Genomic DNA, 12,318 nt, shown 5'->3' with positions numbered 1-12,318 from the left:
CCCCGCCGGTCGATGCCGGCGGGAGCGACGCCGACCAGCGACGGCGTGACCTGCGCCGCGCGGATCACGTCGAGGCCGAGCAGGGTGACGGGCCGCCTCCCGATCGTCGCGCGCAGGATGACGACCGGGCTCGCGTCCGCGACGCCGGCCGCGGTCGCGACCCTCGGATAGAGCGCCTCGTCGAAGCCGAGCGGGCTGGTCGCGTTGACCTGAAGATCCGCGCTGCCCTTGACGGTGCGCAATGCGCCTTCGAACGACGACAGCGCCGATCCGTTGACGAGGTGGACCGCGAAGCCGAGCGCGACACCGATGGCGATCGCGATCGCGGTCAGGGCAAGCCGCGCGGGATGGGCGCGCCACTCGCCACCGATCATCCAGCCCAGCGCGAGCCGCGCCGACAGGATGCTCATCGCGTGCGTTCCAGCCCGTTTGCGGTCAGCGTCAGAACATCGTCGGCGATCGCGGCGGCCGCCGCCGAATGGGTGACGATGATCGCGGCAACGCCCTGTTCGCGAACCGCGTCGGAAAACAGCGTCAGGATCTTCGCGGCGGTGTCGGGGTCGAGATTGCCGGTCGGTTCGTCCGCGAGGATCAGCGCGGGACGGTGGACGAGCGCGCGCGCGATCGCGACGCGCTGCAATTCGCCGCCCGACAGGTCGCGGGCATAGCCGTCGCCGCGGGTGCCGAGCCCGACCCGCGCGAGCATCGCCTGTGCCTGGTCGGCGATCGCGCGACGGTCGGTCGACACGAGCGCGAGCGGAAGCGCGACGTTCTGGCGCAGGGTCAGATAGGGCAGGACATGAAAGGCCTGGAACACGAACCCGATCCGCGTCGCGCGCAGCCGCGTCAGCGCGGCCTCGTCGAGCGTGTCGAGGATCGTGTCCTCGATCGCGACATGCCCCGCGTCTGGCGCGTCGAGACCGGCCAGGATGTTGAGTAGCGTCGATTTGCCGACGCCGCTTTCGCCGACGATCGCGATCAGCTGGCCGGCACGTGCGGTCAGGTCGAGCCCGCCGAAGAGCTGGCGGCCGCCTGGGACCGACTTTTCGAGCGCGGTGACGCGGAGCAGGGCGCGGTCTTGCATCTGGGGCTCATGCCACGGCGCGCAGCCGGGGGACAGCGCGGCGGTGTTGCCATGGGTTGTCTTGGGGGCTGGTTTTAGTGGGAGCGTGGCTGCGAAGGGGTGAGCTTTGGGTTGGCCGATACCGCGTGCTCCCGCGGCGCCCTTAATAGCGCCTCCCCGGCGGAGGCCGGGGTCCAGTTGGAGAGGTGGGAGTAACGAAAGGCGACGCCTGCCATAACCGTCCCCCAACTGGGCCCCGGCCTTCGCCGGGGAGGTGTCTTTGGGTAGGCATGCGCGTCTTTACTGGGCGTTGGAACAGACCAGCGCCGCGGCGAAGCCGCGGCGTCGGACGGGGCTTTTGGCCCCGCCGGCCAGGCCTGACGCTGGTCCGCGCCGGGGCTTGTGCTCCGGCTTGGGCGTCAGGCCGCGAACTGGTTCATCGTGTTGTGGACGCCGCCGGCCTTCAGCGCCGCCTCGCCCGCGAAATACTCCTTGTGATCGTCGCCGAGATCGGAGCCCGACATGTTCTGGTGCTTCACACAGGCGATGCCCTCGCGGATTTCCTTGCGCTGGACGCCCTTCACATAGCCGAGCATCCCTGCATCGCCGAAATACTCCTTGGCGAGATTGTCGGTCGAGAGTGCCGCGGTGTGATAGGTCGGCAGCGTGATCAGGTGATGGAAGATGCCGGCGCGCTTTGCCGAATCCGCCTGGAAGGTGCGGATGCGCTCGTCCGCCTCGTCGCCGAGCGGCGTGCCGTCATAGTCGACACTCATCAGGCGCGTCCGGTCATAGGCCGACACGTCGCGGCCGGCTTCGCTCCACGCATCGAACACCTGCTGGCGGAAGTTCAACGTCCAGTTGAAGCTGGGCGAGTTGTTGTAGACGAGCTTCGCATTTGGCACGACCTCACGGATGCGGTCGACCATGCCGGCAATCTGCTCGATGTGCGGCTTCTCGGTCTCGATCCAGAGCAGGTCGGCGCCGTTCTGCAGGCTTGCGATACAGTCCATCACGCAGCGATCCTCGCCGCTGCCGGCGCGGAACTGGAACAGGTTGGATGGCAGGCGCTTCGGGCGGAGCAGCTTGCCGTCGCGGTTGAGGATCACGTCGCCATTCTGCGCGGTCGCGGGGTCGATCTCCTCGCAATCGAGATACGAGTTGTACTGGTCACCGAGATCGCCGGACGTCTTGCTGACCGCGATCTGCTTGGTGAGGCCAGCGCCGAGCGAGTCGGTGCGCGTGACGATGATGCCGTCCTCGACGCCGAGCTCGAGGAAGGCGTAGCGGCAGGCACGGACCTTGGCGAGAAAGTCCTCGTGCGGGACGGTGACCTTGCCGTCCTGATGCCCGCACTGCTTCTCGTCGCTGACCTGGTTCTCGATCTGGAGTGCGCAGGCCCCCGCCTCGATCATCTTGCGCGCGAGCAGGTATGTCGCCTCGGCATTGCCGAAGCCTGCGTCGATATCGGCGATGACGGGGACGACGTGCGTCTGGTGGTTCTCGATCGCGTTGAGCAGGCGCTTCTCCTCGATCGCGTTGCCCGCCGCGCGTGCCGTATCGACGTCGCGGAACAGCATGCCAAGCTCGCGCGCATCGGCCTGACGCAGGAAGGTGTAGAGTTCCTCGATCAGCGCAGGGACGCTCGTCTTCTCGTGCATCGACTGGTCGGGAAGGGGACCGAATTCGCTGCGGAGCGCGGCGACCATCCAGCCCGAGAGGTATAGGTAGCGCCGGTCCGTCGTGCCGAAATGCTTCTTGATGCTGATCATCTTCTGCTGCGCGATGAATCCGTGCCAGCAGCCGAGCGATTGCGTGTAGTTTGATGGATCGGCGTCATAGGCAGCCATGTCGCGGCGCATGATCCCCGCGGTGTAGCGGGCGATGTCGAGACCCGAGCGGAAGCGGTTCTGTGCGCGCATCCGGGCGACCGATTCGGCGGAAATTCCGTCCCAGGTGCCGTTCCGTGCGGCGATCAGCTGGTCGATCTGGGTAAGGTCGGTCTGGAAGGTCATGCTGCATCCTCGTTCCGCGTTTGATGACGGATCGGTACACAACATGACAACAAATCGCCCGGGGCTAGGCGGCAGCTACAGCGTCGCGCTGTCAAACTCTTGCGCGCGCCTAAGTCTTGTTGTCACGTTTGTGACAGCGCGCAGTCATGCCGTGGCGGTCCGGGATGCCTCAACGTCTTGCAGTGCCGGGTCGAGCAGGCCCTGCCGCTTGGCGACGATCGTCGGGACGAGCGCCTGCCCGGCGACGTTGACCGCGGTTCGGCCCATGTCGAGGATCGGGTCGATCGCGAGCAGCAGGCCTGCGCCCTCGAGCGGGAGGCCGAGCGTCGACAGCGTGAGCGTCAGCATGACGACCGCGCCGGTCAGCCCTGCGGTGGCGGAGGACCCGAGCACCGACACGAGCACGATCAGCACATAGTCGGCGGCATGCAGCGGAATGCCGTAATATTGGGCGACGAAGATCGCCGAGACCGCAGGATAGATCGCGGCGCACCCGTCCATCTTGGTCGTGGCAGCGAGCGGCACGGCGAAGGCGGCATAGGTGCGGGGGACGCCGAGCCCACGTTCGACGACGTCCTCGGTCACCGGCAGCGCGGCGATCGACGAGCGCGACACGAAGCCGAGCTGGATCGCGGGCCAGGCGGCGGCGAAGAACCGCCGCGGGCTGAGCCCGTTGGCGAGCAGGAGCAGCGGGTAGACGACGAAAAGCACGATCGCGAGTCCGGCATAGACCGCGATGCTGAACGCGCCGAGCGCCGACAGCGATTGCCAGCCATAGCGGACGATCGCGTTGCCGAGCAGCGCCCCCGTACCGATCGGCGTCAACCGTATCACCCAGCGCAGGATGCGGCGGAAAAGCGCGAGCGCCGATGCGTTGAAGGCGAGGAACGGCGCGCCCGCATCGCCGATCCGGACCGCGGCAATCCCGATCGTGATCGCGATGACGATGATCTGCAGGACGTTGAACGACAGCGCGGTCCGCGCGGTGTCGTCGGTCAGCTTGGTCGACGCCTCGAGCCCGAGGATATTGGCGGGGACGAGCCCACGCAGGAAGTCGAGCCACGACCCGGCGGTCGTCGGCGCGACCGCGCTGGCGGCACTGACCCCCGCGGTCACGCCAGGCTGGATCACCAGCGCGAGGACGATGCCGATCGACACCGCGATCAGCGCGGTGATCGCGAACCAGGCGAGCGTGCTGATGACCAGCCGGCGTGCATTGTCGAGATCGCGCAGCGCGGCGATCGACGCGATGATCGCCGTGAAGACGAGCGGGACGACAAGCGTCTTGAGCAACTGCACGAAGATCTCGCCAACGATGCGCAGCGTCTCAGCAAGGCCCGATCCCACGCCGGTCCCGCGCGCGACGAAGCCGAGCGCGAGCCCGGCGATCATCCCGATCAGAACCTGTAATCCGAACGATCGCCGTAATGTCTGCATGGCCGCTGTCCCGTATGAACCGGACGAAATACAGCTTCTGCATGGTGCGGTGCAACGAAGACGCTGTCCGTGCCGGGATAGCCGAGCTTGTCGGTCGAACGGCTCGTCAATCAGCGGATGATCGGGAATTCCTCGCGGAACCGGTCGACGAGTGTCTCGATCCGGTCGATGTCCTCGGCGCTGCCCGAGGGCGTGACCGACCAGTTGCAATGCGCGTGCGTGGCGGTGGAATAGACCCGGACCTCGCCGACCGCCATGCGCCAGCGACGCCGGTCGCCGAGATGGTCGCGGGTCAGAACGGTCACGAGCCGGTCGCGCAATTCGCTGGCAGTCAGCATCGGGGTCCGAAGCGGGTCATGGGGTAGGGCAGGTGAAGCAGCATGGCACGGGCGATACCGCGCCCGTCGCGTCGTGGCACCCCCCAAAGGGCTATCAGGTCGGATCGCTTTCCTCGGAGATCGAAACGACCGGCAGCGGGGCGCCACCGCCGAGAACCGGGCCAGCATGTGCCGAACCGATATGGATGCGGACGCCCGACGCCAGATGCACGCGTGGTATGGCGGCGGACGACTCCGGCGGTGTCGACAGCGCAGTCTCCACCCCCGGCATGGTCCGGCCGCGATGGACAGTGACGCCGGATCCCGCCGTACCGGGTTCGGTGGAGGCGGACGGGGACGCGGCGAGGATCGTATCGGGCGCAGCAACGCGCGTCGGTTCGACGCCCGCATAGGTCTGGCGGAAGCTCAGCGCGCGCTCCATCGCGCCGCGCCAGCGATAGAAGATATGGGCGCCGACCGCGCCGACCCGGCTGAGGCTGGGCGCCCACCAGGGCAGGATCGAGGCGGCGTGGTAGGAGGTCGACGCGCCGACCGGGGCGAAGACGCTGCCGTCGAACGCGGCGCGCGCGACCGATGCAGCCCTTGCCCAGGCGGCACCGTCGCGGGGGTGGTTCATCGAACCGTCGCAGGTGAAGCTGAACTGGCAGCCGGTGCGCCGTGTCGACCCCTGATAGACGACCCCGCAGACGCTGTGCGGAAAGGCACGGTCGCGCACGCGGTTGAGCACGACCTGTGCGACCGCGCGCTGGCCATCGGTCGGTTCGGATCGCGCCTCGTAATAGACCGCGGCGGTCAGGCAGGCGATCGCGCGCTGGCGGTCGTCGTCACTTTGCGCGGCGCCGGGAAAAGCGGGCGCGGCGGCGAGGGTGCGCGGGGTGTCGTCGGTGGAGGCTGCAGAGCCGGCAAAAGCGCGGTCGAGCGGTTCGGCGGGCGCCTCGAGCGCGAGCCCGGCGAGCAGGTTGCGCGCTTCTGCTGCGTCACGGACAGGGACGTCCGCAAGCGGTCCAGCCACGCGCGTCGACGGGGGAACGCACGAGGTACTGGCGGCGATCGCGGCGAAACCGAGCACTGTTCTCTTGAGCATGGGGTAGGTCGCGCGTCGTGACAGGAAGCCTGCGCGTACCACCCGGATGTTAGATAGTGGTTAAGCCCCCGGCGTGGCGCCGACGAGGCTAAGTCCGACCGCCTCGGCGACCTTGATGCCGTCGACGCCGGCCGACAGGATCCCGCCCGCATAGCCCGCGCCTTCGCCGGCGGGAAACAGGCCGATCGTGTTCAGGCTCTGAAAATCGTCGCCGCGCGTGATCCGGACGGGGGACGAGGTACGCGTCTCGACCCCGGTGAGGACCGCGTCGGGGTGATCATAGCCGGGAATGTCGCGACCAAATACCGGCAGCGCCTCGCGCATCGCGGTGACCGCGAACTCGGGAAGGCATTCGGCGAGATCGGTGAGGTGGACGCCGGGGCGGTAGGACGGGATGACCGAGCCGAGCGCGCTCGACGGGCGGCCGGCGAGGAAATCGCCGAGACGCTGCGCGGGGGCCTTATAGTCCGAGCCGCCCGCGACATAGGCGCGCGATTCCCAATGGCGCTGCAATTCGATGCCCGCCAGTGGATTGCCGGGATAGTCACGCGCAGGGTCGATGCCGACGACGAGTCCCGAATTGGCGTTGCGCTCGTTGCGCGAATATTGGCTCATGCCGTTGGTGGCGACGCGGCCTTCCTCGGACGTCGCCGCAACGACCGTACCGCCCGGGCACATGCAGAAGCTGTAGACGGTGCGCCCGTTCGTGCAGTGATGCGACAGGCTGTACGCGGCGGCGCCGAGATCCGGATGGCCGGCACAGGGGCCGAACCGCGCCTCGTCGATCCAGGATTGCGGATGTTCGATGCGGACGCCGATCGAGAAGGGCTTCGCCTCAAGGAAGACGCCGCGGTCATGGAGCATGTGAAAGGTGTCGCGCGCGCTGTGCCCGACCGCGAGCACGACATGATCCGCCTCGAGATAGTCGCCGGTATGCAGATGGAGCCCGCGGATGCGGCGCGTGCCGTCCGCATCGACCGCGATGTCGAGATCGTCGACGCGGTGCTCGAAGCGATATTCACCGCCGAGCGACTCGATCGTCGCGCGCATCGCCTCGACCATCGTCACCAGCCGGAACGTGCCGATATGCGGATGCGCCTCGGTCAGGATCTCGGGGGGAGCGCCGGCCTTGACGAACTCGGTGATGACCTTGCGGCCGAGATGGCGGGGATCCTTGATCTGGCTCCACAGCTTGCCGTCGGAGAAGGTGCCCGCGCCGCCCTCGCCGAACTGGACGTTGGACTCGGGGTTGAGGACGCTGCGGCGCCACAGACCCCAGGTGTCCTTGGTGCGTTCGCGGACCAGCTTGCCGCGGTCGAGGATGATCGGGCGGAACCCCATCTGCGCGAGGATGAGGCCGGCGAACAGGCCGCACGGCCCTGTTCCCACGACGACCGGGCGACGCGCGCCCGGCGTCTCGGGTGCCTTGGCGACGTGGCGGTAGCCGGTATCGGGCGTCGTGTTGACGTGACGGTCCTTGCGGAACCGCGCGAGGATCGTCGCCTCGTTCTTCGCGGTGACGTCGATCGAATAGACGAGCTGGATGTCCATCTTGTCGCGCGCGTCATGCGCGCGCCGCGCGACGGTATAGCGGATCAATTCGCGGGGGGTGATGCGCAGCCGCTTGCAGACCGCGGCGGGGATCGCTTCGTCGGCATGGTTGAGCGGCAGCTTGAGTTCGGTGATGCGGAGCATGGGGCCCTGTAACGCGGGCCGCGTGGTTTCGCCATGAGCTGTGGTACCGAAGCGCAGACCGTGCAGGCCTTGCCCTGGAACGGCCCGGACTGCACGGTATCGGCATCCGGGAACAAGGGAGCTAGCCGATCAACAGCGCCGTCGTCATCGTCGCGATGCTTGCCTATGGCACCGCGTTGTTCGGGATCGCCTGGGTCGTCGATCGGCGCGGGCTTTCGCCGCGCATGGCGCGGATCGCCTATCCCTTGTCGCTGGCCGTCTATTGCAGCAGCTGGACGTTCTTCGGCGGCGTCGGCACCGCGGCGACGCGCGGCTGGGATTATCTGTCGATCTATCTCGGCCCGGCGCTGGTGTTCCTGCTCGCGCCGGGATTCCTGACGAAGCTCGTCCGGCTGGCGCGCGACGAAGGGTCGAGCTCGATCGCCGACTTCATCTCGGCGCGTTATGGTCGCAGCCGGAGTACCGCGGCGATCGTCGCGGGAACCGCGCTGGTCGCGTCGATCCCCTATATCGCGCTGCAGCTGCGATCGGTGACGCTCAGCTTCGGCGCGCTGGTCGGGATCGGCGGATCGGTGCTGGTCGGGCCGCTCGTCGCGCTGCTGCTGGCGACGTTCGCGATCAGCTTCGGCGCGCGACGCTATGAAGTGGCGGGTGGCAATACCGGCGTGGTCGCGGCGATCGCGGCGGAGTCGCTGATCAAGCTGCTCTGCTTCGTGGCGCTCGGCGGATTTGCGCTGACGCTGCTCGCGACGATGCCGGCCGCGCGGATCACGCTGCCGCTGACCGGGTTCGTCGAGGGTTTCGCGCCCGGCGCGCTGACCCCCGACTTCTTCGTCCGCACGCTGCTATCCGCCTGCGCGATTCTGTGTCTGCCGCGTCAATTCTATGTCGGGATACTAGAAGCGAGCGGCCCGGCGGCGGTGCGGCGCGCGCGCTGGCCGTTCATCGCCTATCTCGCGGTGATCTCGGTGATGGTCCTGCCGCTCGTGCTCGCGGGGTTGGCGGTGCTGCCCGCCGATACGCGACCCGACCTCTATGTGCTGGCGGTCCCGCTGGCGCGCGACAACGATCCGATGGCGCTGCTCGCGTTCATCGGCGGGTTTTCCGCCGCGACCGCGATGGTCGTCGCCGAGACGATCGCGCTGTCGACGATGGCGACCAACGACCTGCTGGCCCCATTACTGCTGCGGCGGCAGACCGATGGCGGGGAGGGCGATCTGGGGCGGCGGCTGCTGCGTGTCCGGCGCGTGATCATCGCCGCGATCGTCGCCGCGGCTTTGTGGTACGGCACGAGCATCGGCGACGAGCTGTCGCTCGCATCGATCGGGCTGATCGCGTTTGCCGGCGTTGCGCAGTTCGCGCCCGCGCTGATCGCAACCGTCGGCTGGGGCTTTGCCGATACCCGGGCGGCACGCGGCGGGTTAATCGGCGGCGTCGTCGTCTGGGCCTATTGCCTGTTGATGCCCTCGGTATTGGGTGGTTTCGGCGCCAGTCTTGCGAAAGCGAGCGGCGGACTGCTCGACCCCGATGCGCTGATGCGGGTCGCGCTCGGGTCCCCACTGGTCAACGGCACGATCTGGAGCCTGGGCGTGAATATCGCGCTGATGGCGGGGCTGCACCTGTACGCGGCGCGGCGGCGGGTGTTCGGGGGACGGCACAGCGTGCTGGATCACGTTACGACCTTTGGCGAGCTGAAGATCCTGGTCGCGCGCTTCGTCGGCGATGCCGAAGCCGCAGAGGGGCTGGACCCGCTGTCACGCGATCCGGGCGCGCCGATCGACGGACGCGCGGCCCGTCAGGCGGAGCGGCTGATCGCGGGCGTGATCGGCGCACCCTCGGCGCGGCTGATCGTGACGTCGAGCCTGGCGGGTTCGGCGATGGACGTAGGCGACGTCGTCCGGCTGCTCGACCAGCGGGGGCGCAGCCTGCGCTTCTCGCGGTCGCTGCTGTCGGCAACGCTGGAGACGATCGACCCGGGCGTCAGCGTGATCGACGCCAATCTGAGGCTGGTCGCGTGGAATCCGCGCTATGTCGAGATGTTCGACTATCCCGAGGACTATGTGATCGCCGGACGGCCGATCGCCGATCTGATCCGCTACAATGCCGAGCGCGGCGAATGCGGGCCGGGTGGCGTCGAAGCGCATGTGTCGCGCAGGCTCGCACATCTCGAACGCGGCCTTCCGCACAGTTTCGAGCGGCTTCGACCGTCGGGGCGGTGGATCAAGACAGTGGGTCAGGCAATGCCGGGCGGCGGCTATGTCCAGAGCTTCACCGACATCACCGCGGAGAAGACCGCGCAGGCGGAATTGGAGGCCCGGGTCGAGGCGCGGACGCATGATCTGGCGCAGTCGAATACGATGCTCGACGAGGCGCGGCGGCATGCCGAGACCGCGACGCGCGACAAGACCCGGTTCCTCGCGGCGGCAAGCCATGACCTGCTTCAGCCGCTTCATGCCGCCCGGCTCTTCTGCGCGGCGCTCGACGAGGGCAAGGCGCCGCACCAGGCCGACCTGGTCCGCGCGATCGATGGCGCGATCGGGTCGGCGGATACGCTGCTGCGGGCCTTGCTCGACGTGTCGCGGCTCGATGCGGGCGGGGTCGTGCCGAAGATCGAGCAGTTCGTGCTCGGGGACCTGATCGAGGAACTGGCCGCCGAGTTCCGGCCGCTTGCCGGCGAACGCGCGTTGAACCTCGCCTCGCACCCGGGGGCGCACATCGTTGCCACCGACCGGTCGCTGCTGCGCTCGATCCTGCAGAACTTCCTATCAAACGCGGTACGCTACACGCCGTCGGGGCGGATCTGGATCGGCGCGCGGCGGCGCGGCGGTGACGTCCTGGTCGAGGTGCGGGATAGCGGGCCGGGCATCGCGGCGGGTGACCGTGAACGGATCTTTGCCGAGTTCGAGCGGGTGGAGAGCAAGGGCAGCGCGGGCGGCGGTGTCGGCCTGGGGCTGGCGATCGTGCAGCGGATCGCGCAACTGCTCGACCTGCGGATCGAATTGCGGTCGCAGCCGGGTGCGGGATCGACCTTCGCCGTTCGCGTTCCGCTGGCGGCGCATGCGACGCTGCCCGACCGTGCCAGGACGGCCCCGGTCCTGCGCGACCTGCCGCCGGGGCTGCGCGTGCTGTGCCTCGACAATGATGCCGCCATTCTCGCGGCGCTCGACGCGGCGCTCCGGTCGCGGCGCTGCGTCCCGCTGCTGGCGGCGACGATCGAGGAGGCGATGACACTGGCGGCGGACGAGGAGCCCGACGTCGCGCTGATCGATTTCCATCTCGAGGTGGCGCAGGACGGACTGGACGTTGCCGAACGCCTGTCGGCGATGGCGCCGGCGCCCGCGATCGCGCTGGTGACCGCGGACCGCAGCGCGGCGGACGATCCGCGCTGTGCCGGGATCACCGTCCTGACCAAGCCGGTGGTGCCAGGCGAGCTATGGGCATTCCTCGAACAGGCATCAGCGGCCGCGGCTGCGGTTTGAGGTGCTGACCCAGCGCGCCTATTTGGTCGGGGCGCTGGTGAAGTCGATCTTGATGCGGACCCAGGCGCCGATCATCTTCTTGCCGCCGACCCGGGGCGGCAGCACGCGGAACTGCCATGCGGCCTGGCGCATTGCGCGGGCCAGCCCCGAGCCGACCGGGGATTCGCCGAGCGACCGGCAATTCTCGACCCTGTAATTCTCCGCGGTCCGGCAGGCGATGAGCGCCCAGCTGCCCGGGGGGGCGCCATTGGGAACATAGCCCGCAAGTTCGGCATGGCTCGGTTCGGTATACCATTCGGCATTGTAGAGCCGCTCGCCACTTGGACCTTCGCCTGGGCCGTAGGCAGAGCCGCTGTCCTTGCCGGCGCCCGCGCCATCGGTGTCGGATCCGCCAGCCTGGCGATCGCCCGGGTGCGACGGGATTTTCGATATGTCCGCCGAATCGAACAACTCCATGCCGCCCGCCAGCATCTTGGGGAAGGCCGGGGCAGGCGTGACGGGGCGCGGGTCGGATGCCGGCGCGGTCGATGGCGGGCGGGGCGATCTGGGCGAGGCGCCGCCGGCGACCTTCTTCGCCTTTTCGATCACCGGGCGTTGCGGGGTCTCGGGTTTCGTCTCGCGGTCGGGTAGCAGGCGGAAGCTGCTGGGCGGGGGCGTCGGCTCGGGCTTGGTCGGCGTTGGCGCGAGCCGCAGCAGCAGGAGAATGACGACGACATGCGCGGCGATCGCCAGCAGGAATGAACGCGCGCGCCGCCAAAGCGGCTGGCGCGATCGGTTCGACGCGGACAGGTAGGACGTCGAAGCCATTGATGGTCGCCTAGACCGCGCAGGAGGGTGTCGCAAGACGTCGATTGCCGTGCGGCTAGTCTTGCGAGTGGGAGGCGGTCGGCTAGTCGGCGAAGCGAATGTCGAGCGCGCGCGCGGCAAGCACCGCCTGGGTGCGGTTCTGGACGCCGAGCTTGCGCAGGATCGCGGTCATGTGGCCCTTTACGGTCGCCTCCGACACGCCGAGATCGAACGCGATCTGCTTGTTAAGGCGCCCCGCAAGGACGCCGAGCAGCACTTTCAATTCGGTCGGGGTAAGGCTGGCGACGCGATTGGAGATGTCGTCGGCCGGTAGGGCGGCGACGGGGGCGTCGCGGTCGCCCGCCAGCGCGCGGGCGACCGCATTTTCGAGCGTGGCGAGATCGGCGGTCTTCGACACGAA

Annotated in this window: 9 protein-coding genes and 1 pseudogene; 1 reads left to right on the top strand and 9 read right to left on the bottom strand. The window is 68.4% G+C overall.

The window, feature by feature from the left end:
* From sphsw_RS04015 to sphsw_RS03985, 7 genes and pseudogenes are all read right to left on the bottom strand, one after another.
* A pseudogene (locus sphsw_RS04015) lies at positions 1–410 on the bottom strand (ABC transporter permease); the annotation flags it as partial.
* On the bottom strand, positions 407–1,084 hold the full coding sequence (locus tag sphsw_RS04010) for an ABC transporter ATP-binding protein (RefSeq protein ID WP_031439484.1): 678 nt from the start codon (positions 1,082–1,084) through the stop codon (positions 407–409). The pseudogene sphsw_RS04015 and the gene sphsw_RS04010, both read right to left, overlap by 4 nt.
* A gap of 398 nt (positions 1,085–1,482) precedes the next feature.
* Positions 1,483–3,078 (bottom strand): isocitrate lyase, encoded by a 1,596-nt coding sequence (locus tag sphsw_RS04005; protein ID WP_031439483.1) that lies wholly within the window; start codon positions 3,076–3,078, stop codon positions 1,483–1,485.
* 144 nt (positions 3,079–3,222) lie between these two features.
* Positions 3,223–4,515 carry a dicarboxylate/amino acid:cation symporter gene (locus sphsw_RS04000; RefSeq protein WP_031439482.1) on the bottom strand — a complete coding sequence of 431 codons (1,293 nt, stop codon included), beginning with the start codon at positions 4,513–4,515 and terminating at the stop codon, positions 3,223–3,225.
* A 110-nt stretch (positions 4,516–4,625) separates the two neighbouring features.
* A complete protein-coding gene (locus sphsw_RS03995) occupies positions 4,626–4,853 on the bottom strand; it encodes a hypothetical protein (RefSeq protein ID WP_052380834.1) in 228 nt (75 codons plus the stop codon).
* Positions 4,854–4,947: 94 nt separating this feature from the next.
* On the bottom strand, positions 4,948–5,937 hold the full coding sequence (locus tag sphsw_RS03990; RefSeq protein WP_081874118.1) for a cell wall hydrolase: 990 nt from the start codon (positions 5,935–5,937) through the stop codon (positions 4,948–4,950).
* A gap of 60 nt (positions 5,938–5,997) precedes the next feature.
* Positions 5,998–7,632, bottom strand: coding sequence for an NAD(P)/FAD-dependent oxidoreductase (locus sphsw_RS03985; RefSeq protein WP_031439479.1), 1,635 nt, complete (start codon positions 7,630–7,632; stop codon positions 5,998–6,000).
* Positions 7,633–7,787: 155 nt separating this feature from the next.
* On the opposite strand from sphsw_RS03985, the gene sphsw_RS03980 reads away from it, so the two are divergent.
* Positions 7,788–11,111, top strand: a complete 3,324-nt coding sequence (locus sphsw_RS03980) for a hybrid sensor histidine kinase/response regulator (protein ID WP_031439478.1) — start codon at positions 7,788–7,790, stop codon at positions 11,109–11,111.
* Between the two features lie 18 nt (positions 11,112–11,129).
* Here sphsw_RS03980 and sphsw_RS03975 read toward each other — a convergent pair whose 3' ends face one another.
* Together sphsw_RS03975 and sphsw_RS03970 are read right to left on the bottom strand one after the other, a co-directional pair.
* Complete coding sequence (locus sphsw_RS03975) at positions 11,130–11,918, bottom strand: hypothetical protein (RefSeq protein ID WP_031439477.1); 789 nt, start codon at positions 11,916–11,918, stop codon at positions 11,130–11,132.
* An 82-nt stretch (positions 11,919–12,000) separates the two neighbouring features.
* Positions 12,001–12,318: LuxR C-terminal-related transcriptional regulator (locus sphsw_RS03970; RefSeq protein WP_031439476.1), on the bottom strand; the 318-nt coding region annotated here is incomplete at its 5' end.

Origin of the sequence: Sphingomonas sp. FUKUSWIS1, from assembly GCF_000733135.1 — a bacterium.
In the GTDB taxonomy this organism is placed as follows: Bacteria; Pseudomonadota; Alphaproteobacteria; order Sphingomonadales; family Sphingomonadaceae; genus Sphingomonas; species Sphingomonas aerolata.
Note: the sequence above shows the minus strand (reverse complement) of the source record. Positions and strands in the feature narration are given on the sequence as shown.

Excerpts from the sequence above, each read along its gene's own strand:
- sphsw_RS03990 (WP_081874118.1), bottom strand. The coding sequence starts at position 5,937 with ATGCTCAAGAGAACAGTGCTCGGTTTCGCCGCGATCGCCGCCAGTACC.
- sphsw_RS03980 (WP_031439478.1), top strand. The coding sequence starts at position 7,788 with ATGCTTGCCTATGGCACCGCGTTGTTCGGGATCGCCTGGGTCGTCGAT.
- sphsw_RS04000 (WP_031439482.1), bottom strand. The coding sequence starts at position 4,515 with ATGCAGACATTACGGCGATCGTTCGGATTACAGGTTCTGATCGGGATG.
- sphsw_RS04005 (WP_031439483.1), bottom strand. The coding sequence starts at position 3,078 with ATGACCTTCCAGACCGACCTTACCCAGATCGACCAGCTGATCGCCGCA.
- sphsw_RS03995 (WP_052380834.1), bottom strand. The coding sequence starts at position 4,853 with ATGCTGACTGCCAGCGAATTGCGCGACCGGCTCGTGACCGTTCTGACC.
- sphsw_RS04010 (WP_031439484.1), bottom strand. The coding sequence starts at position 1,084 with ATGCAAGACCGCGCCCTGCTCCGCGTCACCGCGCTCGAAAAGTCGGTC.
- sphsw_RS03975 (WP_031439477.1), bottom strand. The coding sequence starts at position 11,918 with ATGGCTTCGACGTCCTACCTGTCCGCGTCGAACCGATCGCGCCAGCCG.
- sphsw_RS03985 (WP_031439479.1), bottom strand. The coding sequence starts at position 7,632 with ATGCTCCGCATCACCGAACTCAAGCTGCCGCTCAACCATGCCGACGAA.